This is a genomic window from Mesorhizobium sp. CA4, assembly GCF_020165075.1.
GTDB lineage: Bacteria > Pseudomonadota > Alphaproteobacteria > Rhizobiales > Rhizobiaceae > Mesorhizobium.
The window spans coordinates 1-23,350 of the sequence record NZ_JAIUHK010000062.1 but is presented as its reverse complement, the minus strand read 5'-3'; the positions used below and the strand labels follow the sequence as shown (position 1 = coordinate 23,350).

At 55.1% G+C, this 23,350-nt stretch carries 21 protein-coding genes and 1 pseudogene; 11 read left to right on the top strand and 11 right to left on the bottom strand.

Features of this window, described 5'->3' with window-relative positions:
• A partial coding sequence (locus LB528_RS29320; protein ID WP_224518443.1) for an aldehyde dehydrogenase family protein occupies positions 1-252 on the bottom strand: 252 nt, incomplete at its 3' end.
• Between the two features lie 312 nt (positions 253-564).
• On the bottom strand, positions 565-3,012 hold the full coding sequence (locus LB528_RS29315; RefSeq protein ID WP_150828495.1) for an FAD-dependent oxidoreductase: 2,448 nt from the start codon (positions 3,010-3,012) through the stop codon (positions 565-567).
• Positions 3,013-3,617: 605 nt separating this feature from the next.
• Here LB528_RS29315 and LB528_RS29310 point away from each other — a divergent pair.
• The 4 genes and pseudogenes from LB528_RS29310 to LB528_RS29295 all read left to right on the top strand — a co-directional run bounded on the left by LB528_RS29310 (position 3,618) and on the right by LB528_RS29295 (position 6,473).
• A complete protein-coding gene (locus LB528_RS29310; protein ID WP_224518444.1) occupies positions 3,618-4,217 on the top strand; it encodes a helix-turn-helix domain-containing protein in 600 nt (199 codons plus the stop codon).
• Positions 4,218-4,631: 414 nt separating this feature from the next.
• Positions 4,632-4,718: pseudogene (locus LB528_RS29305) on the top strand (formyltransferase family protein); the annotation flags it as partial.
• Positions 4,719-4,722: 4 nt separating this feature from the next.
• Positions 4,723-5,154, top strand: a complete 432-nt coding sequence (locus LB528_RS29300) for an aminotransferase class III-fold pyridoxal phosphate-dependent enzyme (RefSeq protein ID WP_318011543.1) — start codon at positions 4,723-4,725, stop codon at positions 5,152-5,154.
• A gap of 221 nt (positions 5,155-5,375) precedes the next feature.
• Positions 5,376-6,473 carry a proline racemase family protein gene (locus LB528_RS29295; protein ID WP_224518445.1) on the top strand — a complete coding sequence of 366 codons (1,098 nt, stop codon included), beginning with the start codon at positions 5,376-5,378 and terminating at the stop codon, positions 6,471-6,473.
• Between the two features lie 130 nt (positions 6,474-6,603).
• Here the strand turns inward: LB528_RS29295 and LB528_RS29290 are convergent, their stop codons facing one another.
• Positions 6,604-7,089 carry a hypothetical protein gene (locus LB528_RS29290; RefSeq protein ID WP_224518446.1) on the bottom strand — a complete coding sequence of 162 codons (486 nt, stop codon included), beginning with the start codon at positions 7,087-7,089 and terminating at the stop codon, positions 6,604-6,606.
• A gap of 139 nt (positions 7,090-7,228) precedes the next feature.
• On the opposite strand from LB528_RS29290, the gene LB528_RS29285 reads away from it, so the two are divergent.
• The gene (locus tag LB528_RS29285; RefSeq protein ID WP_224518447.1) at positions 7,229-7,534 is read left to right on the top strand and encodes an ABC transporter ATP-binding protein; all 306 of its coding nucleotides are present in this window, start codon (positions 7,229-7,231) and stop codon (positions 7,532-7,534) included.
• A 4-nt stretch (positions 7,535-7,538) separates the two neighbouring features.
• Positions 7,539-7,841, top strand: a complete 303-nt coding sequence (locus tag LB528_RS29280; protein ID WP_318012371.1) for a hypothetical protein — start codon at positions 7,539-7,541, stop codon at positions 7,839-7,841.
• Positions 7,842-7,976: 135 nt separating this feature from the next.
• Here LB528_RS29280 and LB528_RS29275 read toward each other — a convergent pair whose 3' ends face one another.
• The 5 genes from LB528_RS29275 to LB528_RS29255 form a co-directional block, all read right to left on the bottom strand.
• Positions 7,977-8,810, bottom strand: coding sequence for a nitroreductase family protein (locus LB528_RS29275; RefSeq protein ID WP_224518448.1), 834 nt, complete (start codon positions 8,808-8,810; stop codon positions 7,977-7,979).
• Positions 8,811-8,889: 79 nt separating this feature from the next.
• A complete protein-coding gene (locus LB528_RS29270; protein ID WP_224518449.1) occupies positions 8,890-10,500 on the bottom strand; it encodes an ABC transporter substrate-binding protein in 1,611 nt (536 codons plus the stop codon).
• A 79-nt stretch (positions 10,501-10,579) separates the two neighbouring features.
• Positions 10,580-11,926 carry an LLM class flavin-dependent oxidoreductase gene (locus tag LB528_RS29265; RefSeq protein WP_224518450.1) on the bottom strand — a complete coding sequence of 449 codons (1,347 nt, stop codon included), beginning with the start codon at positions 11,924-11,926 and terminating at the stop codon, positions 10,580-10,582.
• A 108-nt stretch (positions 11,927-12,034) separates the two neighbouring features.
• On the bottom strand, positions 12,035-12,772 hold the full coding sequence (locus LB528_RS29260) for an SDR family NAD(P)-dependent oxidoreductase (RefSeq protein WP_224518451.1): 738 nt from the start codon (positions 12,770-12,772) through the stop codon (positions 12,035-12,037).
• Positions 12,773-12,877: 105 nt separating this feature from the next.
• Positions 12,878-14,410: a trimethylamine methyltransferase family protein gene (locus LB528_RS29255; RefSeq protein WP_150828503.1), complete on the bottom strand. Its 1,533-nt coding sequence runs from the start codon at positions 14,408-14,410 to the stop codon at positions 12,878-12,880.
• A gap of 240 nt (positions 14,411-14,650) precedes the next feature.
• On the opposite strand from LB528_RS29255, the gene LB528_RS29250 reads away from it, so the two are divergent.
• The gene (locus LB528_RS29250; protein ID WP_224518452.1) at positions 14,651-15,640 is read left to right on the top strand and encodes a LysR substrate-binding domain-containing protein; all 990 of its coding nucleotides are present in this window, start codon (positions 14,651-14,653) and stop codon (positions 15,638-15,640) included.
• A 479-nt stretch (positions 15,641-16,119) separates the two neighbouring features.
• On the opposite strand, the gene LB528_RS29245 is transcribed toward LB528_RS29250, so the two are convergent.
• From LB528_RS29245 to LB528_RS29235, 3 genes are all read right to left on the bottom strand, one after another.
• On the bottom strand, positions 16,120-17,343 hold the full coding sequence (locus tag LB528_RS29245; RefSeq protein ID WP_224518453.1) for an acyl-CoA dehydrogenase family protein: 1,224 nt from the start codon (positions 17,341-17,343) through the stop codon (positions 16,120-16,122).
• Complete coding sequence (locus LB528_RS29240) at positions 17,340-17,885, bottom strand: flavin reductase (protein WP_224518454.1); 546 nt, start codon at positions 17,883-17,885, stop codon at positions 17,340-17,342. The genes LB528_RS29245 and LB528_RS29240 overlap by 4 nt, the downstream gene beginning before the upstream one ends.
• A 228-nt stretch (positions 17,886-18,113) precedes the next feature.
• Positions 18,114-18,878 carry an IclR family transcriptional regulator gene (locus LB528_RS29235; protein ID WP_224518455.1) on the bottom strand — a complete coding sequence of 255 codons (765 nt, stop codon included), beginning with the start codon at positions 18,876-18,878 and terminating at the stop codon, positions 18,114-18,116.
• A gap of 313 nt (positions 18,879-19,191) precedes the next feature.
• On the opposite strand from LB528_RS29235, the gene LB528_RS29230 reads away from it, so the two are divergent.
• The 4 genes from LB528_RS29230 to LB528_RS29215 all read left to right on the top strand — a co-directional run.
• Entirely contained in the window at positions 19,192-20,142 is a 951-nt protein-coding gene (locus LB528_RS29230) for an ABC transporter permease (protein ID WP_224717175.1), read from the top strand.
• Positions 20,139-20,993 carry an ABC transporter permease gene (locus LB528_RS29225; protein ID WP_224717174.1) on the top strand — a complete coding sequence of 285 codons (855 nt, stop codon included), beginning with the start codon at positions 20,139-20,141 and terminating at the stop codon, positions 20,991-20,993. Before LB528_RS29230 ends, LB528_RS29225 begins: the two co-directional genes overlap by 4 nt.
• The gene (locus LB528_RS29220) at positions 20,993-22,660 is read left to right on the top strand and encodes an ABC transporter ATP-binding protein (RefSeq protein ID WP_224518458.1); all 1,668 of its coding nucleotides are present in this window, start codon (positions 20,993-20,995) and stop codon (positions 22,658-22,660) included. The genes LB528_RS29225 and LB528_RS29220 overlap by 1 nt, the downstream gene beginning before the upstream one ends.
• 67 nt (positions 22,661-22,727) lie before the next feature.
• The coding region (locus LB528_RS29215) for a flavin reductase family protein (protein ID WP_224717173.1) at positions 22,728-23,350 on the top strand (623 nt) is incomplete at its 3' end.

Sequence of the window (23,350 nt, the reverse complement as noted above, 5' to 3'; positions counted from 1 at the left end):
CCCATCCGAGCAACCCTCGTCTTTTAATCGCACGAAAGGGCGGGCCACCGATCTCCGCCTCGGAACATGACGTCTAGGCCACTCGCCCGTATCGAAGGCCCGGCGAGCCGCCGAAACTGCGGCGTCGACATCCTCCACCGCACCCGCGCCGACTTGCTGGATGATGTCTTCAGTCGCGGGGTTGATGACATCAAACATCCGACCTTGCACGGGATCGGTCCATTTCCCGTCGATATACAACTGGCTTCTCATGAAGATCATCTCCAAAATCTGACGAGTGATGACGCCATGACCATAACTTCATCCATATTCAGCTCGGACGTCTGGCAGATCTGATTGCAGCGGCCATCGATGCGTTTGGTTTCAATTTTTTTGAGTTGTCGCACTTGTTCGGACAAATAACCGCCCCTCTTTGTCGCTTACAAACGAAGTTCTAAGCTCGATGAGTTCAAGCCCGCTGGTAGATTGGATCCTAGCCGAGACGAAGGAAGTATAACTTGGAGAGCAGAGTAGAGCGTTCCTAGCTTGCACGCCCTCCTCTGCCAAATAGTAGCACTGCTGGGTCTATATCTTCGTTCGCTCTGCCTTCGGATCGTACATGGGGCGAAGCGATGCCTCGGCTTCGTATCGAACGCCAGCGATCTCGATTTCGTAGTCCGACGCGAGAACTTGGTCCTCGCTTTCACCTTCGCAGGGCACGTATCCCATGCCAATCGCGCCACCAAGATAGTGGCCGTAGTTGCCGGAAGTAATGATCGAGACGATTTTGCCGTCGCGGACCAACGCCTCGTTATGGAAGAGCAGAGGCGTGGGGTCCTTCAATCGGAACTGGAGCATTCGGCGCTTCAGCCCCTCCTGTTTTACCCGCAACACTGCATCGCGCCCGATAAAATTACCCTTATTCACCTTGACGGCAAATCCAAGTCCAGCTTCCAGAACATGATCCTCATCAGTTATGTCATGGCCGAAATGCCGGAAGCCTTTTTCGATACGGCAACTGTCGAGCGTGTGAAGACCGCAGAGCTTCAAGCCGAACTCCTGGCCAGCTTCTTCGATTGCCTCGAAGACATGTGCTGTCTGGTCGCTGGAGACATAAAGCTCCCAGCCTAGTTCACCGACATAGGTTACGCGATGCGCACGCGCGAGACCCATGCCGATTTCGATTTCTTGCGCGGTGCCGAACGGGAAAGCTTCGTTGGAGAAATCATTCGGACTGACGCGGCTGATGACAGCACGGGCCTTCGGTCCCATCAGAACCAGAACGGATTCGGCGGCCGTTATGTCTGTGATGACGGCAAACTCTTCGCTCTTGATCTGTTTGCGCATCCAAGCGAGATCGCGCTGCAAGGTAGCGCCGGGGACGACGGCAAAGAAGGCTGTGTCCGACAAGCGGGTGATGGTCAGATCGCTCTCGATGCCGCCCCGTTCATTCAGCATTTGTGTATATACTATCTTGCCAGGAGCGACATCCATCTGATTGGCGCAAACGCGTTGCAAGAAGGCCAGCGCGTCGCTGCCCTCGATGCGTATCTTTCCAAAAGACGTCATATCGAACAGGCCGACGTCATTGCGGATCGCCAGATGTTCTTCTTTCTGATTCTCGAACCAGTTCTGCCGTTTCCAGCTGTAGCGGTATTCGCGCTCCTGGCCTTCCTTGGCGAACCAGTTGGCGCGTTCCCAGCCAGCGACTTCGCCAAACACAGCGCCGCGAGCCTTCAGGTGCTCATGCAGGGGCGAGCGGCGCACGCCGCGCGACGTTGCCATCTGCCGATAGGGAAAATGGTCGGCGTAAAGCAGGCCGAGCGTTTCCGAGACGCGCTCCTTGAGATAGCGACGGTTCTTCTGGAACGGTTGGGCGCGACGGATATCGACCTCCCACAGGTCGAACGGCGGCTCGCCGTCGTTCATCCACTGCGCCAGCGCCATACCCGCTCCGCCTGAGGAGACGATGCCGATGGAATTGTAGCCGGCGGCGACCCAGTAGCCCTTCAACTCCGGCGCTTCGCCAAGATAGTAGCGGTCATCGGGCGTGAAGCTTTCGGGACCGTTGAAGAAGGTGTGGATACCCGCTGTTTCCAGCATTGGCATGCGGTTGACCGCCTTCTCCAGGATCGGCTCGAAATGCTCGAAATCCTCAGGCAGCTGGTCGAAGCAAAAATCCTCGCGTATGCCATCCATGCCCCATGGCTTGGCCTTCGGTTCGAAGGCGCCGAGCAGCATCTTGCCCGCATCTTCCTTGTAGTACGCGCATTCATCTGGAACGCGCAGCACAGGCAGGCGGGCAAGGTCAGGAATTGCCTCGGTGACGATGTAGAAGTGCTCGCAGGCATGCAGCGGCAGCGTGACCCCGGAACGGCTGGCAAGATCCCGTCCCCACATGCCGCCGCAGTTGACAACATGATCGGTCTCGATCGTGCCCTGTTCGTCGCCCTGCATCCAGGAAACGCCGGTGACACGGCCGTCACGGTCGTGCACCGCGGTAACCTTGACGTTCTCGATCGCCTTGGCGCCAAGCTGGCGTGCGCCTTTGGCCAACGCCATTGCGATATTCGCCGGGTCGCACTGACCGTCGAGAGGCAGGTGCACTGCTCCGAGCACATCGGAGACATTGAGATGAGGATAGAGGTTCTTGACCTCCTGCGGAGAGATTTCGTGAACATCGATGTCAAAGGCACGGGCCAGGCTGGCCTGACGGTAAATCTCTCCCTTGCGCTCTTCCGTCAGCGCCACAGTGATCGAACCGTTTTGGCGCATCCCGGTGGCAATGCCGGTCTCCGCTTCCAGCTTGACATAGAGGTCGGCCGAATATTTCGCCAGTCGCGTCATGTTCTGCGAGGCCCGCAACTGGCCGATTAGTCCAGCGGCGTGCCATGTCGTTCCAGAGGTCAGCTGCTTGCGCTCGAGTAGCACGATGTCCTTCCATCCCAGCTTGGCGAGATGATAGGCCACAGAGCAGCCGGAAATGCCGCCGCCGATAATGACGACACGAGCCTTGGTGGGAATGTTGGTCATTTCTATTTCCGAATTCTAAACCTGAGTACGGGCGGTCCGGCCACGACAAAGCGTCGTATACGAAGACCGGGGATTGGAAAAAGAGCTGCCGTTGAAATCGATTCAACGGCAGCAGTTGGGCCTTTGGGAGCCTAGGGAGAACGAAGCTGTAAGCACCGGGACGGCCCTCTTGCCCTAAGTTGGCTGAACCGTCTGGATCGCATTGCCGCATGAACGGCCATTATTATGTCCCGCCTTTCTCGCCTCACAACACGCCGACCTGGGGTCGTGAGCTTTGGAAACAGCTCGGCGACCGTCTCGGCCTTGACGCCCGGTTTGCGACCAGGCGGGGACCTTCACCTTGGAGTCGACGAGCAGGGCCGGAACCTTCATACCGGGACATCCAATCCGGCAATGCCGGAACCTACGGCGTAATTCCCAACAAATGCAGCATCGATCCTTTACGACCATGAAAGCATTTTTGCAATGGTGAAAATTTTGGCCGATTTTTCATGACGACGACATTGTTAAAACACTGTCGGCTTGACGGAGCAAAGGAGGGAGCGAGGAACATTGTCTCCAGCGGCTCACAAGGGTAATCGTGCCACTGATTGAAAGGACTGAATATGCCGACCCGCGCCTTGCACCAATCCAATGGATCGAAAGAGGATCTTTCCACCGACGATGTCGGGTCGCAAATCCGGGAATTGCGTAAAGCGAAAGGAATGACACTTCAAGAAGTTGCAGGCGCCGCTGGAATATCAATAGGCCATCTCAGCCAAATTGAGCGCAACCAATCCAAGCTGCCGATAGGCACCTTGAAGAGAATCAGCACCACCCTGGGTGTCCAAATCAACTGGTTTTTTCACGCGCCAGATGTTCGAGGTGGCGAGAAGGATATCGTCGTCCGAGCAGACCAGAGGCGTAAGCTCACATTCACACAGCTTGGCATTCAGGAAGAGCTGCTTTTGCCCAATCTAAGTGGCCCGCTCGAAATGCTGATGAGCACTGTCGAACCCGGCGCAGACAGTGGCGACTACAGTCACGACGGGGTTGAGGCAGGCTTGGTCATAAGCGGCACGTTAGATCTTTGGGTGTCTGGTCAACATTTCGTCTTGCACACGGGCGACAGCTTCTCGTTCAAGAGTACGGAAGTCCATCGCTGCGCGAATTCCGGCCAAGAGCCTGCCAAGGTGGTGTGGGTCATAACCCCTCCACATTATTGAATATTATCCGGCTTCCTCCGATCTCGTCTCGTCCATATCGCTTTGAAAAATTGGCCCCTCATCGGGTGATTGCAAGCCTGCGCTTAGTGGAATGATCTCGCTGTCGAAGTCGACTCCTGGGCCGACGCGGAGCCGTTGCCGACAAATTCCACCGCCGAGAAGAATGAAAAACTTTTTTATGTGAAATTTTATTGCATTATTTTCACGGTGGGTAAATCTTGGCAACAACTGTGTCGCATAAAATCCCCCAGATTTGCCGGGGCGGGAGCAAAGACTGCCGTGGAGTTCGTCCGCCCGGACAAACGTCCGCCATGGCCCCACGCTTGTTTACGCATTCGGAGCGACTTGTGACTACCGCCAATCTCGTCCTGACCGTTTTCGTGCAAATCGGCCCGCGGAATCGCCGCCGCGATCTTGTCGGGCCGCATCACCAACATCCACCACGCGTTCCTGCCTTCCTTCAAGGGCGCGAATCCTAACAAGCAGGCCTGCGAGCGCGGCAGTCATGAGCTATTTCCGGGACATCTCGACGTTTGGGGGCTGCACATCCGGCCCGGTCGCGGCCTTGGAAAACATGCGCATCATCGAGGATGAACATCTTCTGGAAAATGCCGTCGCAATGGTGGAGCGCTGCCTGTCCAATCTGCGGTCGCTGATGGACAAGCACGCGGTGATCGGCGACGTAAGAGGCAAAGGTCTCTTTCTGGGCGCGGAACTCGTCGCAGACCGCGTCACCAAGGAGCCCCTTGACGAGAAAACTGTCCAGGCCGTCGTTGCCCAATGCCTCGCCCGGGGCGTGATCATCGGCGCTACCAATCGCTCGCTCTACGGCCTGAACAATACGCTATGCCTATCCCCTGCCCTTGTTGCATCAGCCGATGATATCGACCGGATCACATCGACCATGGATGGCGCGCTCACTCACGTACTTTCCTAATTTGGCTCGATCCGGTCTGTGTTCAAGTACCCGCATCACTATGCTGACGTTGGGCGACAGAGCACTAAAAATGATTAATCAGATTGAAAGCGCCTTATTTGCAATAATTGACCAATGGTCCGCCTAATATCAGAGGCATTTGCTCTTATTTTCCAAGGACAATAAGTAACCATATTGTAGGCGGCGACCGCTCAAATAGCGTTCGGATAAGGAGAAGCCCGTTGGATAAAGTTCGCGTGGGTGCCGAGGTCAATCGCGGCTTCATTGATGTGGTCGATGTTCACGTCGGCGGCGACGTCCACCGTATCGTGCTCGGCGGCGTCGGAAGCATTCCCGGTTTTACGGTGCGCGAAAAGATGGAGTATCTGCGGGACGAAGCGGACGGTCTGCGCAAGCTGCTTCTTCATGAACCGAGAGGCGGACATCCCTCACTCTATGCGGACATCATCGTGCCTCCGTCGATTGCGGGAGCTGCTGCAGGATACGTGATCATGGAGATGATGGGCTACCCGTACATGTCCGGCACCAATACAATGAGTGCGGCCATTGCGCTCCTGGAAGCTGGCTGCATACCGATGAAGGATGGGCCGACCGAGATCGCCCTCGAAGCGCCTGCCGGGTTGGTTAGAGTGACCGCAAAGGGCAAAGTACTGGGCATCCGTTACCAGTCGGACACACCATCGTTTCTCCACACCAGGAATCAGTCGGTGGACGTGCCCGGCATTGGAACTGTTCAATTCGATATAGCGTGGACCGGGGCATTCTACCCGCTCGTCAAAGCCTCCGATTTCGGCTTCAAGCTGGTTAGAGATGAGGAGGAGGCGCTCGTCAGGTTTGCGAAAGCGTTTCTCGCGGAAGCGCGCCGGAAGGTAAAAGTGGTTCATCCGGTTTTCGGGGATGAAGGCCCTTTGTCATTTGTCCAATTTGTAGGAGAGCCTGAAAAGGGTACGGAAGCGACTTTCGAGTGCCGCGGCTGCAACTATGTTTTCCCTGGCGACAGCGTCGTTCGATCCCCCGCTGGCGTACCGACCACGGCGATGCTGGTTCAGCTTTACGATCGGACAAAGCTGGCGCCGGGAGAAACGCTCAAGACCACATCGATTTTTGGAACATCCCTGAAAGCCACTTTAAGCGAAGAAATATCCTATCATGGGCTTGATGCGGTGCGCGTTCAGATCGAAGGGTCTGGCTGGGCCACCGCACAATCTCGGCTTGTGGTCGATTTCGATGACCCTCTGACCCCAAAGGACGGCTTGAAAAAAGTACTTCTCGAGCACTTCAAAGGCGAGCAATCTGGCGAAACCTGGCGCTTGAGCTAGAGGAGTAAAAGCAGTCTGCCTCGACCATTTAGCGGATCTTTAGACAAGTACTTCCGGCGTGTTGCCACTACATTTGCGGATTGAAAATTCGAGCCGGGCTGAGTCAACATTCAAGGGCCGTGGTCGCGGGCTACGCTTGATCAAAGCCAGCGGAAGCCAGCCGCTTGAGTGCTTCTTGGGCACTGACCCTGCGGTAGCTTTCCTGTACCAGATCATTGACCCTCAATATAGCGCGTCTATCTTTCGCCATCGCCCGGTCCTGGTCCGTGACGTCTCCGTCACGTTCCGTTATCCAGTGCAGGAATGTGTCTTCCGCCTCCTTGATCGGACGCCCTGTCAAGAACGAGATCCGATTTAACTTCAATTCGGAGATTGGCCGAAGCGTTTTCGTCGGATTGAATTCTGTGCGCTTATCCAATCCGGAGATCAGGACATCGGCATTGTCGACGCGCCCGGCGGAATAATAGAGGAACGCTGATGCAATGCGGTCGAACGCAGCATCCTCCTCCTTCGGACGATGAACAACGTGACGCATTGCTCTGTTCGGCACTGCCAACCTTTTAACTCCACGATCATTGATGGCGTCGAGAACCTCGCGGTGATCGTTTGTTTTCATAATGACTTCTCGCCTTGCGGGCCAGAAGTCATAATGAGCGTGTGGACCGTATCCCCGGCCAATGTGGAATGCATAAATCTAGTCGCCGGACCGCACGCTTAATCCGCGCCAGCGGATTGGCAGGATTCTGGGACGCCCGTTGCGCAGGCTGTGCGGCCTCGGCCGCAATGAGGTGAGGCGGCGCGTCGGCGACCTTCTTGCCTCGGTTCGGCTTGATAACGCCACCGCCGAGCAGAAGCCGCGTTCGCTATCTGGCGGCCAGCGGCAGCGAGCATCCATTGCGCGCGCATTTGCCGGCGCACCCAAGATTGTCGTGCTGGACGAGCCAACGTCGGCGCTCGATGTTTCCGTGCAGGCAACCGTGCTCAACCTGCTCAACGACCTGCAGCGCGACAATGATACGACCTATCTGTTCGTCAGCCACGATCTGAGAGTGGTCCGCTAGATGGCTGACAGGATCGGCGTACTTACTCTACCGCGGGAGACTGGTCGAGGCCGGTTCGTCCGAGCAGATTTTTCGCGGGCCCAATCATCCGTATACCAAGCTTCTTCTGTCGGCTCGTTGGACGACACCACCACGGCGAAAGCGCCGGCCCAACTTGATCTGGCCATCACACCAGAGATGTCGGGTTGCTCGTTTGCCGGCCGCTGTCCAGTCGCACTGCCCGATTGTGGAAAGGCGCAACCGCCTACTAGACAGTCCGGCAACGGGCACAGAATCGCCTGCTGGCGAGCCTCATCCGAAAGCTTAGAACTAGGCCCTACAGATGTCGCTGGCGCCTGAGCTTACCTCCTGATTCAAGCGCCTTCGTAGGACGCGGTTTACGGGTTGCTGTCCAACGAGTGGGTTCGTTTAAGCCCATGGCGTGATACCCAAGACAGCACGGCTATTCCGTGCTGAACCCTTTGCTTCGAACGAAGGCACCAAAACCAGCGCGCTGCTCGACGGAATACTGACGGGCTTTGTCTTCCGACCAACCATAAATCGGCGACGCGCCCCAACGGTCGACAGCGCGCTGCTCGATTGAGGGCTGCAGACGCGCTCTGCAGCGATCATAACCGTCGATCGAGATTATCGCCTTTGCATCGTCGAAACGTCCGGCATGGACCGTCATTTCCAGGGGAAGTCGGGGGGTCAGGGGCGTATCGTCCTTGCTCCACCCAAAGCAATAGGCTGCAAAAGGTATCACCTTGTCGGGAAGGCAAAGCCATTCCGACACCTTTTCCGGAAAATTGCGGATCTCGCTCAGAGGGCATCCCGCGAGACCGACGGCTTCCGTGGCGACGATGAACCATGCAAGCGTGATCGCCGCATCGCCGATAGAATTGAAAAACAGATCGAAATGGTCGTTTGGAAAAAGCCAATTTCGTTGCTCGAACAGGCTAAAAAGGCGTCGCCCGTTTGCGCAGAAGACAACACATCGCGGCGCATCGCGCACCCACGGAGACTGTGGAACGCGGTCGGCGATCTTTTGCTGGATGGCGCGGTCGACGATGACAATGTCGCGCTGCTGGAGATCGCTTTTCGACGGCGCCGAAAGCGCCGACGCCACCAGTGTCCTGACGAGATCGTCGGGGACCGGCCGTCCGTGGAAGCCACGATGTACGCGGTGGCCAGCCAAGACTGCCAGAATGTCGGCCGCGGGCGGCGACACGGACGCGAAGCTTGCCTGCTCGCATCCGAACCTAAGGGCCAGGAGTTCCGTGAGCCTGTCGCCCATATTTAGCCTCCGAATGTATACGCGTTGCCGGCTTTTTTTGCAGGCAGCAACGGCATCGTATCAAGCCAAAGCCTTTCCCTCAGCCCTCCAGCCAGACATATTCGGCGAAAGCAAAGCCCATCAACCCGCCGAGCGGATTTGCTTTTAGGCCCTGCAACTTCGAAGACATCGCGTCTATGTTGGACATGAATACCGGAATTGCTGTCCCGGCCTCCTCGGAGATCATGACCTGCATTTCGTCATAGATTTCTTTGCGCTTGTTTCGGTCCAGCATGCCGCGGGCCTCAAGAAGCATCTTGTCGAATTTTTCCGAGTGATAGTGGCTCTCGTTCCAGGGGGCGTCCGAGGTGTAAAGCAACGAAAAGATGATATCCGGAGTCGGCCGCGTCTGGAGATTGCCGAAATGGACAGGTGCCTTCAGCCAGTAGTTGGACCAATAGCCGTCTGACGGAACGCGCTTAACGTCGAATTTCATTCCGATCTCGTCGCCGGCTTGTTGCAGCACGGTGGCAAAGTCGATCGCGGAAACCGCCGCTTCCGACGTGATGATCGGAATGGGTGTGCCGAGAACACCCGCCGTCTTGAAATGGAACTTGGCCTTATCCGGATCGTAGGGTTTCGGCTTGAGGTCTTTATTGTGATAGACGTTCGTCGGTCCGATCGGTTGGTCATTGGCTATTTCGGCCAATCCGCGCAAGACCGATTTTTGTATTAGTTCCCGATTGAAAAGGTATTTGATGCCCGTCGCGAAACCGGCCCTGTTGCCTGGGTCCATGTCTAGCCGGCTATTGAGATCGGTATAGTTGCCTGGGAGCCATTTTACGATTTTGACATTGGGCTGGTTGTCAAGCAACGGGAGGGAGCGCGGATTGAGCCTACCGGCCAGTTGGACATCACCCGAAAGCAGCGCGTTGACGCGCGCGGTGTCATCGCTGATCGCAATCAATTCGAAGGAGTCGAGATAGGGCAGATCCGGCTTCCAGTAATTCGGGTTCCGTTCCGCGACAGAGCGGACACCTGGCTCGAAAACTTTGCTGATGAAGGGACCACTCCCGTTGCCCTTGGAGAAATCGGTGGTTCCGTCGGCGACGATCTGGAATTGATTGATCGCCAGGATCGTCGGCAAGTCGGCGTTCGGTGTGGCGAGCGTAATTTCTACCGTGTGGTCGTCAACGGCGTTGAAGCCGGTCATCTGCTTCGCGATGGTGTTGACAATAGAGCCGACCGCTGGATCGAGGTGCCGCTTCAGCGAGAAGATCACATCCGCGGATGTAAGGGACTTTCCGTCATGGAATGTGATGCCTTTGCGCAGTTTTACGGTCCATACCTTAGCGTCCCTCGTGTCGATGCTTTCAGCCAACTCCATACTTGTTTCCCCGTCTTCGCCGAGGAAGGTGAGACGGTTGTAAACGGAGGCACAACGCATATGGTCGATTGGTAACGAGGCCTTGGCGGGGTCGAGCGTTTCGGCCGTCGAGGAATTCCAGGCGGCCACCTTGATTGAGCCGCCACGCTTGGGAGTGGCAGCTACCGCTGACGTGGCATTATCAAGAAGACCAATTCCAGCCACGGTTGCCAGGCCACCGAACATCAACATGTTCAATAATTCACGGCGGGTTGCGCCACGACGGATGGCGTCTTCCACATTCTTCTCGTGTGCGGTGGTCCAGTTGCTGATCTGTTCTGACATCGAAACCTCCCTGTTGTTGTTTTAGCAAAAATCCGTTCCAACGCCGGATCACCGCCGATCGACAGCTTGGATACGGCGATCAGATTTTGTGCGCTCCATTCTTCGCACCGAAGCGCGGACGCGCCACGCCGAGATTGTCGCGTAGCGTGATCCCCTCATACGCAGTCCTGAAGAGATTTCGCCGCTGGAGCTCCGGAATAACGGTTTGAACGAAAACTTCTAAACCGCCGGGTAGAACGGGAGGCATTATGTTGAACCCGTCAGCAGCCTCAGCGTCGAACCACTCTTCCAGCCCGTCCACAATATCTGCCGGCGTACCGACAATAGTCCGGTGACCCCTTGCTGTTCCGACGTTTTTGTAAGCTTCTCTTATGGTGTAACCCCGCTGTCGTGCGAGATCCCGGATCATCTTTGCGCGGCTCCATTTACCCGTTACGTCGACATCGGGGAATGGCTCATCAATCGGATAGACCGACATATCAGTTTCCATCATCAGTGAAAGCAGATTGACCCCAACGTCGGGATGGATGAGGTCCTGAAGCTTTCCGAAATTATCTTGGGCTTCGGCTCGGGTGCGCCCGATGACCGGCATAACGCCAGGCATAATCTTAATGTCCGAAGGAGCGCGCCCGTATTTGGCGGTAAGGGACTTCAGGTCAAAGTAGAACTCTTTTGCCGGCTTGATATCTTGCTCCGCGGTAAATACGACATCGGCGAACCTTGCCGAGAGTTCTTTCCCGGGCCCTGAGGTGCCGGCCTGAATAAGAACGGGCCAGCCTTGCGGTGGTCTGGCGACGTTGAGCGGGCCTTTTACGCTGAAATGCTGACCTCGATGCTCGATCACATGGAGCTTCTCAGGTCGGAAATATGTGCCTTCTTCCTTGTCCATGGGAAATGCATCATCTTCCCAACTGTCCCAAAGGCCGCAGACGACTTCGACAAACTCCTGGGCTCGTTCATAGCGGAAGCTGTGTTCAAAATGTTCATCTCTACCAAACTGCAGACATTCGTCCCTGGTGTGAGATGTGACTATATTCCACGCTGACCGCCCCCTGCTCACATGATCCAAAGAAGCGAACTTACGCGCGAGATTATATGGCTCCATAAAGGAGGTGGTTTGCGTAGCGGCCAAACCGATGGTTTGAGTGACCTGAGATAGAGCGGCCAGAAGTGTAATGGGCTCGAAGTGTGCGATATTTCTATTTGTTCTCTTCAGAATTTCTCGTTCTTCCGCGACAAAACCAATCCTGTCGCCAAGGAATATCATGTCGAACAGCCCACGTTGGGCTGTTAGCGCGACGTCAACGTAATGTCCGATATTCATTCCGGCATCAGCTTGGGCCTCTGGATCGCGCCAAGACGCCAGATGATGACCAGCAGGCATCAAGAACGCTCCAAGCTTTAGCGTGTCCGCTCTTTTAGCCATGTCTTTTTTCCATGTTTCCCATGACATTTGAAAGCGTCAAATGTCCGCTTAACGAACCCGGCGTTATCCTCACCCGCACGGCAGTTTTGAAAAATTCGAAAACGCGTTTCATTGCGGCAAGCTCAGCTTGGCCGTGCGTCCGCCATCGATTGCCCATACCTGGCCAGTGACAAAGGAGGCCTCATCCGATGCAAGCCAGGAAACAAGTGCAGCCACTTCCTCTGGTGTGCCGGTACGGCCGACCGGATGGATCTTTGCGACGTCTCGACGAAAATTCGCCGGATCTGGCATATTGGCGATGAAAGCCACGTTGAGATCAGTGTCCGTCCAGCCGGGAGCAACAGCATTGCAGCGGATCCCCTCCGCACCGCATTCGACCGCGATCGCGCGCGTTAGCCCATGCAGTCCCGCCTTCGACGCACAATAAGCCGCATGCTGCGGGTTGGATGCCAATCCCTCGATGGATCCAATGTTGACAATGGTTCCCTTTACGGCCCGCAGATGCGGCAATGCCGCCTTCGTGAGCATGAAAGGCGTAGTGAGATTCACCGTCAGGGTACGCTCCCACTCCGCGAGAGACATCTCTTCGCTACGGACTTCCTGCATGACACCGGCGTTGTTAACCAGGACATCCAGCCTGTTGGCCTTGTCTATTGTTTCAGCGACGACTCTGGCGCCACTGTTCGGGTCAGTGAAGTCCGCCTTGATCCAGTCGAATTCCTGATCGACTCCCCGCTGAGCCGTAAGCACGCGCGCGCCTTCGTCCCGCAGCCTGCGCGCAACGGCCTGTCCAATGCCGCTGCGCCCGCCGGTAACCAGCGCCACCTTTCCGTCGAATCGCTTCATGTCTCTAGCTTTCCCAACGTTGATTTGCTTAAAATCCCAAGCATTTCCTACACATCCGTCAGGCTTGCAGAAACTCAGTCTTTGCCGCTAAACTTCTCGCTCAAACTATGAAATTTCAGGCGAGATTTCTCTTTTCCGACGATCTACGAAAGCGTCGAGTTCTTCTCGAACTGCCTCGTCCATCGGGGGTGGCTCGTATTCGGCTATAATTGCCTTGGCCTTTTCCCGAGCGCGCGTGGCGGCATCTTTGGAACCATTCGCTTTCCATTGCGGATAGGTGTCGTAGTCGAACAGTTCGGGCATCAGGAAACTGTCTTCGAACACTTCGATGGTAAATGGATCCCCCAGGTAATGGCCCTGCGGCTCGATACGCCGGATCGCTTCCATGGCTGCATCTAGTCGATCCAAGGAAACGCCTTGAGCAAGTCTGTGATACAGGACACATTGCTCAGCCTCGACTATCAACTTTGCATAACAGGTGACCAGGCCACTTTCGTCCCAACCACCGGCGTGCAGCATGAGATTGGCCCCAGCGGTAATGCCCGTATACATTCCCATTGCGCTTTCATAACCTGATTGCGCATCGAAAACCTTCGAACTGGCTTGCGCAGCCGTGGTCCTCCATGGCAGGCCATAGTGGCGCGCCATTTGTCCCACTCCGTACTGAATGAGGGCAATCTCGGGCACACCCGCCATTGGGGCTCCCGATTTCAGTGAGGTAGACGCCGTATACTGCCCGAAGACACACTTCGTACCGGGCTTGTAGATCTGCATATAGGCGATTCCCGCCAACGCCTCGGCCGACAGCTGGGCTATGGACGCGGCGATATCGGCCGGAGCATTTGCCTGCGCGAGGACGAAGGGAGACATCAGGCAGACCTGTCCCGCATCGGCGTAGTGCCTCGCGCATTGCAGGAGAACGTCATCCCACATACGCGGCGAGACGCAGTTGATGTGATTGACCAATACGGCGTTGTTGGCAACCAAGTCACGCCCATGCACGATCCGGGTCATCTCCAAACAGTCGAGAGAGTATTCCGGATTGTTCGGAACCCCAAAAAAGGGAAGATCGGTATGGACTAGCGTGCTTCTTATCCATTCCAAGTGCCGATGAGGCACCGGAATGTCCATCGCCTCTACGATGAAGCCGGGCCCTATTTGATAACAGGGTGACTTCTGAACGAGTTTATTGAAGGCGTGGACGTCTTCGAGCGTGGATTCGCGGCGCACGCCTTCGAGGTCACGGACGTAGGGGGGGCCTTGCACCGGGCTGAAGAGAGTGTCGCGACCGCCGAAGCTCACCCGCCGGTCCGGATTGCGCGATGCGAACTCCCACTGCTTGGGCGCCTTCGCGACTAGCTCATCGATCATGCCGCGCTCGGGAAAGACGAGACTGCCTTTCACCTTTGCGCCAGCTCTCCTCCAGTCTTCCAGGGCCTTCTCACAACGAAAAGCTATTCCAATCTCTTCGAGAATGGTCATGGCTGCGTTGTGGACGCGCGTGAAGCTCTCGCCGTCTAGAACTTCCGTAAATGGCAAAACGTTTTTAACGTGGGGCAAGCGAAGCGAGGCGCGCCTGTCGGCTCTGTCAGTCTTGCGCTTTTCCCTTCCTTGGCGGCGGCCAACGGCATTGGACATCGAAACCCCTTGTAGCTGGTCGAGTTGGCAGATAAAAATATTCGCTGAGGCCCAAGCCTGGAACCTTGGTTGGACCTTCCAAAAATTATAAAACTTTCAGCCCTGTAAGAAAGGAATTATGCGACGTCGCCTCTCGCAAAAATTTGCGAGGATGATAAATTGGATTGATGACGACATCTCGGAGTGGGATGTTGAAGGATCCTGGCAAACACGGGTCTTTTTACAGAGCGCGAGAGTTCTATGGACGATGATTGGCAATCGGGAACCTCCGGCGCGCGAGCGCCTTCACGCCAACTTGGAGCGGAAAATAAATTACGACGCATGATCTCTTCGCCGAATGCGCTTTTCGCCTTCGAAGCGGTGGTGCGGTGTGAAAGCTTCAGGGCGGGTGCTGCGGAATTGAATGTCACCCAACCCTCAATTTCCTATCAAATCAAAAAACTTGAGGAGGCGCTGGGTGTCGAACTGTTCCTTCGTCGTGGGGGTCGTAAGGAATTGTCACCAAGCGGCCTGATCTTGGCGAAGGCGCTGGATTTTGGATTTCGCGCGATCGAAAACGCGTTGCTCGAAATAAAGCGCTCAACGAACAAGCGCGTGGTGACATTGTGTCTTTCGGCTGCCCAAGCCTCGGAAATATGGCTACCCCGATTGAGCAGCCTGAGGCAACGATATCCTGACATCGATCTTAACCTCAGGATCGTTGATCACGAAGTCGATCCAGACGAGGAGAGCGCAGACATCTCCATACGCCTTGGCCATGGCGACTGGTCCAGCCTCAACAAGTGGTACCTGTTTCCAGAAATCGTCTTTCCGGTTTGCAGCCCATCATATTTGAAGAAAAATGGAAAAATCACGTCGCTGGAGGATCTGGCGAGCCGTGCTCTCTTACACTTGGCAGAAGCGCATCCGCGCGGCATAGGATGGCGCGAGTGGTTCGAGCACCTGGGCCTGACGCGATATAATACGAGGGAACGACTTCGGTTTTCAGACTACCAGCCGTTGCTCGAAGCGGCAATAATGGGCGAAGGAATTGCGCTGGGCTGGGAAAACTTTTCGAGCGTTCATCTCAAGAAAGGCACCTTGGTTCGAGCCATTGATCTGGAAGTGAAGACCGAAAAGGGGTTCTACATCGTGGCTTCGCGATCACAGCCAAGTCAAGCTCGACACGTTGAGGACGTGCGAAATTGGATGCTTAGTGAGTTTGCTGTGCCACCTGAAAAATCCAGATGACACGTTAGATGGGCGTTCACCGCAGCGCGAATAACGCATCATACGCAAGGGCACGACACCTAACTTTTGGTCGGCATAGCGGCCCAAACGTCATTGACACGCTTTATCGAAACAGTCTGACGAAGCCGGGTTTGCGACGAGCGTTTTGGATGTCCGGTTCGAGCGCGACGCTTGCCTGTTCAGATGGTTTGATTGCCGGGCCATGCGTCGTAGAGATGAACAACCTTGGTTCGCATCCTCTATTTAGCGCCAATGGTCCGAGGGTGACGGCGCATTTCCAGCAGAATTCGATACCTCCAGGCGAATAATTTCCGCAAAGCGCGACACTACCGGACGAATATCATCGCGTGTTTTCTTGCAAACAACGGTATCGGTCAACTTACCAGCCCCATCGACAGAGCATAAACACAGGCAAAATGCATGGGTCGATCAGTTTGTCAGGACGACCTGGGGGTTTGTAAAAGTTCACTACGACGGCCTCAGATGGGTGAACCGGAAAGTCGAGGCGGCTTGGGCACATTCACCTTTTGCGCGGCTGCTTCGAATGCAGATCGTCCCGCGGCAATCAATATCGAATCGTTTTGAGGAGCATGGGCACGACTGCACAACACATTGCGGTAGTGTCGCTCAAGCTCATTATGCCGGGTCAGCCCAGGATTCCCGATCGACTCCAGCGCGGTCGACACCGCCTCGATCGCGTTCTTGGTCACAAGATATTTCATGAGAAGGGCGTCTGTCGTCGGCGGGGGCGTACCGTTATCTGTCGACTCACAGACGGTTTTCAGAAGACTACGGTTGGCCAACAGAAGCGCATCGATCCGGCCGACCAGATCCTGGAACCGTGGTAGGGTCGACAATGCGGCACCTAGATTGGAGGGCGTTCGCGTCTGCGCGAAATGGATGAACCAGTCACGGGCTGACTGTGCGATACCGTCATAAAGGACACCAAGCAGAACTGCCATCCATGCCGATTGACGGTCGTTGGCTATTTGCCAATCGGTAGGTTGGCGGATGTCTACCGCGCGGTCCAATGGTATCTTGACCTTCTCGAGGACAACATCGTGACTTGCGGTCGCGCGCATTCCAAGGTGATTCCAGGATTCCTCTATTCTCACTCCCGGTTCGTCTCTGGGCACCAAGAAATATCCCACCAGCGGTCGGTCATCATCGGTCCTTGCCCACACAAGCATATAATTCAGCACATGACTCCCGGTCGAAAATACCTTCCTGCCCGTAATGACCCAGCCATCGCCTGTGCGTTCCGCCAGCGTTGCAGGCAATCCTCCACGAGACGGAGTTCCTAACTCCGGTTCGACACGAAGAGCATTTGCCAACGCTCCATGGCTTATCGCACTCTGCTCCAACATCAGACGAATATGCTTGGGCCACCTGTCCAGGCCATCCATGCCGGACAGACTCATATATTGCATCGCCAGGATCAAAGCGGTCGACGGTTCTCCCTGGGCGATTTCCCGGATCACCTTTGCAGCGGTCGCAAGTTCGCCTCCCATTCCTCCCCGATCCACCGGAATGGTGAGGGCTAGCAATCCCTTTTCGCGCAAGGCTTCGAAGTTTTCCGCCGGCACCGTGCCCGTGGCATCATAGTGTGCGGCGGTTTTGCTGAACTTCTCGCGTAGCTCGGCAAGGCTACGGTCAAGACTGGATGTGTCCGATGGAAATGGGTCCGCATACATGTCAGTCATACTGCTACTTTCTGCTTTGTGAAATTAAAGGGATCTAGATCTTCAACGCATGATAACGCCGGTCGAAATAGACCAGTGGGTCGGCGGCTCTGCGTCGGATGCTTGGCTCCCGCATCGACGCGGCTATCGATGCTCCCGATTATGGAGATCAGGGCATTTTCAGGTAGTTGTCCGCATTCCCGGGTCCAGGTCGAAGGATCAAATCGCTCGCTAAAGCGTTCGGCGCGCGAGAATCGCTCAGCCTCTATTTGATCCGCATCGGAAATTATCGCGATATTGCGATGATCCGAGCGGGACAGTGCTTCAGGACTGTAAGCGGCGTTTCTGATGCAAAACAGCCCACTCGCCGTATCGGTCAAGAGGGGGGGCAACGAACTGACGAAAATCCCATTGGGGATTCCAAATTCAACACATGCTACTACAGCAACACCCGCCGCCAGACGTGCCGTCGTATGCTTGAACCAAGTCGATGCACGAGCTGCTGAATCCGCTCGTCTCCTCACTTTCGGCAAATTGTGATCGGGACTGGCAGTATATTGCATTGGTTTCTTCCTCTGGATAGCAAAGCAGCTTCACCCACACGACAGCTTCGACTCGTTCCCACGATGCTCATTGTCATTGCGCACACCTAGACTTACCAGTTCCTCTTTCTCATGATAACAATATTACGAAATATCGATTATGCGCTGCGTAAATGAGTACCACTTTAGTTCTGTTTTGAACTGCAATCGCAAGCGCGCCATGGCGAACATTGGATTGGGCAGTTCACCTCACTTATCAGCGCGGAAAGTAGGCTTCAGGCCCGCCAGCTCCGCCGTGGCCATCTTACCGGCTTGAACCACTTTCGGGACCATTTTCTCGATCGTCTCGTTCGTTAGCCTCGTAGACGGGCCTGATATTCCGATCGAAGCAATGGTGTTGCCGATGGGGTCGAAAATCGGCGCGGCGATGCCGTAGACTTCCTCACGAAATTCCCCGCAATTGATTGCGTACCCATTGGCCACGATGGATTCCATCTCTTTGTCGAGACGCTTGGACGACGTGATGGTTGCACTGGTGTACCGTTGCAACTTTGCGCAGACACTCGACCGCAAGGACCGGTAGTTGTAGGCAAGGAGTATCTTGCCCGTCGCGACGCAATGAAGTGGCGAGTTCCCACCTTTTTGGGTGTAAGCCCTGACCGGGCGATCCGACTCCAATTTGTCGACATACAGGACCTGGAGTCCATCCAGCACCGACAGGTGGACCGACTCGTTGCATGAGTCGGCCAGGAAGCGCATGGCCGGAGACGTGACACAGGGCAAATCGGTTTGCGTGAGAACCGTATAGCCAAGCTTCCAGAGCTTCATCGTGCAGCGATAGTTGCGATCAGCTTCCTGCTGAATGAAACCGAATTTTTTGAGCGTCACGAGAATTCGGTGGGTGTTCGACTTTGTAAGCTCAGCTTCAGACGCAATCGCGGTCAGGCCCTTTGGCGCGGGCGATGACGCGAGGTTTTCGAGGATCAACAATCCCTTGGAGAGCGTGGCAGACAACTCGATCTTTCTTCTCGGTAGGGTCGACAGGATGGCCGACAAAAACAATTTGCATTAGCACCGGCCTTGTGTCAACATTCGAACCAAGCGTTCTATATCTCGGAACAAGCTCGAGAGAGGGTTTATAAGATGTCGAATCTCCGGAGGTCTTTCTGAACGGTGTCGCGAGCCTTCTAAATGAAGGGTCAATGTTCCAAGGGAAGAGCTTCGATGAAAAAATATTCGTTCCTGCCACTGGTCCTGGGCAGCATATGTGGCTCGACGCCCCTCCCCCCTCGCAATCAGCAATAGCGACATCCCATAAGAAATCAGTATGAACAGTGCGATTCTCGACCTTTTATTTCGACGGCTGGCAAGCGCATTGCTGACACTGGTAATTGTCTCTTTCGCAATATTTTTTGCGACTTCGCTTTTGCCAGGGGATGTAACAGAGATTCTTTTAGGTCAAGCAGCCACCCCGGCAGCAGTCGCTGGCCTGCGCGACGCAATGCATCTCAATGACCCGGCGATCATCCAGTTTTTGAAGTGGCTGGGCGGGCTCCTGACCGGCGATCTTGGAAGATCCTATTCCAATAATATGCCAGTTGCCGACCTCATTGGGCGGCGCCTGGTAAACACCCTCGAACTCGGTCTTGTCACAGCCATAGTATCTGTGCCGTTATCTCTGGCGCTTGGTATTGCCGCCGCAATAAACCAAGGCACCGTTTATGACCGAGTGGTATCCACTCTTACCGTTGGATTCATCTCGGTACCTGAGTTCCTCATAGCGACAGCCGCTCAACTGATATTCGCCGTGTATCTAAAATGGCTTCCGGCCCTCTCGCTCGCGGCAGATATCAATTCAATAGGCGATCTGCTTCGTATCTATACGATGCCGGTGATCACCCTGATTTTAGTCAATTCGGCGCAGATGATCCGCATGACACGCGCGGCCGTGATCGAAACCCTCCACACCCCCTACGTTGAAATGGCACTGCTGAAGGGTGCATCGCGGGGCCGGATGGTATTCAGGCACGCCGTTCCCAATACTCTCGGGCCGATCTTCAACGCGATTGCACTTTCCCTGTCTTACCTGCTTGGTGGCGTGATAATTGTCGAATCCATTTTCAACTATCCCGGCATAGCAAAGCTTATGGTTGATGCTGTGGCGACGCGCGATCTGCCACTCATACAATCGTGCGCCATGATCTTTTGCATTGGATATCTCGTGCTCGTTACGGTCGCAGATATCGTAGCAATTCTCTCAAACCCGAGACTGCGATGATGAAGGCAACAGATGCAATCCCCGTGGCAAGCCGTAGGTCACGTTACAAATTCAACAGGGTGGCTATCGCCTGTTTTGCTGTCATCATAGCTTGGACACTCTTGGCGATCTTTGCCCCCCTGGTGGTCCGTTATCCGATCGGAAAGATTGTCGACTACAACTATTTCGGCCCCATCAGTTGGAATTTTTGGATGGGCACTGACTATCTCGGACGGGACATGTTTTCCCGCATAATAATGGGCGCGCGCTTTACGGTCGGCATCTCTCTTATTGCCGTACTCATCGCCTGCTTCAACGGAGTTGTGGTGGGTATGATGGCCGCGGTGGTTGGCGGTTGGTTTGACACGATAGTGAGTCGTGTGATGGACGCGTTGATTTCCATTCCCAGCAAACTCTTCGGCCTGGTCGTGGTTGCCGGTGCGGGATCATCCCTCCCGGTATTGGTCTTGACGTTGGCGGTGATTTACACCCCGGGTTCTTATCGCTTTGCCAGAGCGTTTGCAGTCAACATCAATACCATGGATTATATTACGGTTGCACGCGCTCGAGGCGAGCGTCTAGGATACATAATTCGATCCGAAATTCTCCCGAACATTTTGGCTCCCATTCTCGCCGATTTTGGCTTGAGGTTCGTATATATAGTGCTCCTCCTGTCCGGATTGTCGTTTCTTGGCGTTGGCGTGCAGCCGCCAAACGCGGACTGGGGCGCCTTGGTCCGGGAGAATCTTGATGGCCTCTCCTTTGGAGCGCCAGCAGTTATGTTTCCCTCCCTCGCGATCGCTACCCTTACGATCAGCGTCAATCTGCTTATTGACAATCTTCCGCAGAAAATCCGTGACCGGAGCGAGTAATGCAGGAGCTTGTCAAAGTTAGAGAACTGAAGGTCGACGCCAAGACGGATTCCGGACGGCTAGTCGAAATCATCCGCAATGTGTCCTTCGACATCTTTGCGGGTGAGGTTGTTGCCCTGATCGGTGAAAGCGGATCGGGAAAGACCACGATCGCCCTGACGTTGATGGGCTATGCACGCCCAGGCTGCCGGATCAGTGGCGGCCAGGTGATGTTCGATGATCGCGACTTGGTGATATTACCGGAGCGCGAAAGGGCACGACTCAGGGGTAATGAAATTGCTTACATTCCACAAAGTGCCGCCGCGGCTTTTAACCCCGCCAAAAAGATAATTGACCAGGTGACGGAAGTCGGCGCCATTCACAAGACGATTTCAATGGATCAGGCGCGCATCAAAGCCGTTGCGCTTTTCCGTGCGTTGGCGTTGCCAGATCCCAAGACGATCGGAGACCGCTATCCACATCAGGTCTCCGGAGGCCAGTTGCAACGGCTTGCTGCGGCAATGGCTCTCATGAGCGATCCGAAGTTGCTGATCTTTGATGAGCCGACCACAGCCCTGGATGTCACAACGCAGATAGAGGTCTTGCGTGCCTTTAAAGCCGTATTAGCCGAGCGAAACATAGCGGGCGTATATGTTTCGCACGATCTTGCGGTTGTCGCTCAGATCGCTGATCGCATCATTGTTCTCAAGAATGGCGAAATCCAGGAAGTTGGAAAAACCGAACAGATCATCAAAGAGCCTGTACATTCCTATACGAGAGACCTTATCAGCGCCGTTGAACCTGCATCCTTACGACGAGACGGTGATACAACCCAAAGTGACTCCACCATTTTGGAGGTTCGCAATTTGGTAGCTGGCTATGGCGCCAAGACGGATGATGGATTGCCGCAAGTCGTCGCCGTAAAGTCCGTTGACATCAATATACCAAAGGGCCGCAATCTCGGCGTTGTGGGCGAGTCCGGATCTGGCAAATCCACCCTGGCTCGCGCAGTCGCCGGCATTTTGCCAGCGTCATCTGGAACTATCATCTTCGATGGCAGCGAGCTTGCTCTTGACGTTCGTCAACGCAGCCGGGAGGCCCTGCGCCAACTCCAGATCGTTTTCCAATACGCCGACACGTCTCTTAATCCGGCCAGATCGATCGAGGATATTCTAGCGCGACCGCTCCAGTTTTATCACCGCATGAATGGGCAATCTTGCGCCAAACGGATCGATCAGCTTCTCGACATGGTGCAACTCCCTCGTACCGTAAAATTTCGTTTACCGAGTGAACTTTCCGGGGGACAAAAGCAGAGAGTCAATTTGGCACGCGCACTTGCAGCGGAACCGAAGCTGATACTATGCGACGAAGTCACATCGGCTTTGGACACGGTTGTTGCTGCGGCGATTATTGATTTGCTGAAAGAGCTACAACGCGAATTGGAACTCTCCTATCTCTTCATTAGCCATGACCTGTCGACGGTGCGCGCAATTTGCGATGACGTCGCCATCATGCTGTCGGGTGAGAAAATAGAGCAGACTCCGCCTGAAAAGATCGGCTGTCCGGACGCTCATCCCTATTCACAACTCCTGTTCGCCTCTGTTCCGAAGTTGGATACCGGCTGGCTCGATGCTCTCGTACAAGATCCCAAACTGACGGAAGCATTCGCACGACGCAAAGGCGACTGATGCCGAAGGCGCAAACCCATCGTCGCTCACCTCTTATTCGACACCTTAGTTTGATGGACGGATCGAAATGGGCAGTCTCAAGATGATCGAAAAAGGCAACCCTGCCGAGGACACCCGATTGTTCCGGAGATGTCTGGGGTTCTTTGGAACTGGTGTGGCTGTCATCACAACTCGGCACCACGGAAAGAACGCGGGCGCCACCGTCAATTCAGTCGCCTCAGTGTCGCTCGAACCTCCCCTCGTCCTCTGGTCTATCAGCCGGACCTCACGAAGCTTCGACATTTTCCAGAACGCCGAAGGATTCGTCATCAACATATTGGCGAAAAATCAGGTGGATCTGTCCCGGCACTTCGCCAGCCCGGCCCCGGACAAATTCGCACAGATAGCGACGACGCCAGGCTGGAATGATATTCCAACGATCGATGGCGCACTTGCCCATATCGAATGCCAATCTGAAAATTCCTACGATGGTGGGGATCACGTCATCAAAGTGGGGCGCGCTTTGAATGTTTGTACATTCGAAGGCGATCCGTTGATGTTTGTTCAGGGTCGTTACGCGGTTGCCGTCGACCATCCCGGCATGAGGGTGCGTCCGGAAGTTCCGAAGCACACCGAAGACCGCTGGGAACCAGTTCCGAACAGCATGATTTCATTGATAACTAGGGTCAACCGTCTGCTCTTACAGAAGTT

Bases quoted from the DNA above. Each gene is read 5' to 3' on its own strand.
- LB528_RS29315 (WP_150828495.1), bottom strand. From the start codon at position 3,012: ATGACCAACATTCCCACCAAGGCTCGTGTCGTCATTATCGGCGGCGGC.
- LB528_RS29310 (WP_224518444.1), top strand. From the start codon at position 3,618: ATGCCGACCCGCGCCTTGCACCAATCCAATGGATCGAAAGAGGATCTT.
- LB528_RS29300 (WP_318011543.1), top strand. From the start codon at position 4,723: ATGAGCTATTTCCGGGACATCTCGACGTTTGGGGGCTGCACATCCGGC.
- LB528_RS29290 (WP_224518446.1), bottom strand. From the start codon at position 7,089: ATGAAAACAAACGATCACCGCGAGGTTCTCGACGCCATCAATGATCGT.
- LB528_RS29275 (WP_224518448.1), bottom strand. From the start codon at position 8,810: ATGGGCGACAGGCTCACGGAACTCCTGGCCCTTAGGTTCGGATGCGAG.
- LB528_RS29270 (WP_224518449.1), bottom strand. From the start codon at position 10,500: ATGTCAGAACAGATCAGCAACTGGACCACCGCACACGAGAAGAATGTG.
- LB528_RS29265 (WP_224518450.1), bottom strand. From the start codon at position 11,926: ATGGCTAAAAGAGCGGACACGCTAAAGCTTGGAGCGTTCTTGATGCCT.
- LB528_RS29260 (WP_224518451.1), bottom strand. From the start codon at position 12,772: ATGAAGCGATTCGACGGAAAGGTGGCGCTGGTTACCGGCGGGCGCAGC.
- LB528_RS29255 (WP_150828503.1), bottom strand. From the start codon at position 14,410: ATGTCCAATGCCGTTGGCCGCCGCCAAGGAAGGGAAAAGCGCAAGACT.
- LB528_RS29250 (WP_224518452.1), top strand. From the start codon at position 14,651: ATGGACGATGATTGGCAATCGGGAACCTCCGGCGCGCGAGCGCCTTCA.
- LB528_RS29245 (WP_224518453.1), bottom strand. From the start codon at position 17,343: ATGACTGACATGTATGCGGACCCATTTCCATCGGACACATCCAGTCTT.
- LB528_RS29240 (WP_224518454.1), bottom strand. From the start codon at position 17,885: ATGCAATATACTGCCAGTCCCGATCACAATTTGCCGAAAGTGAGGAGA.
- LB528_RS29230 (WP_224717175.1), top strand. From the start codon at position 19,192: ATGAACAGTGCGATTCTCGACCTTTTATTTCGACGGCTGGCAAGCGCA.
- LB528_RS29225 (WP_224717174.1), top strand. From the start codon at position 20,139: ATGATGAAGGCAACAGATGCAATCCCCGTGGCAAGCCGTAGGTCACGT.
- LB528_RS29220 (WP_224518458.1), top strand. From the start codon at position 20,993: ATGCAGGAGCTTGTCAAAGTTAGAGAACTGAAGGTCGACGCCAAGACG.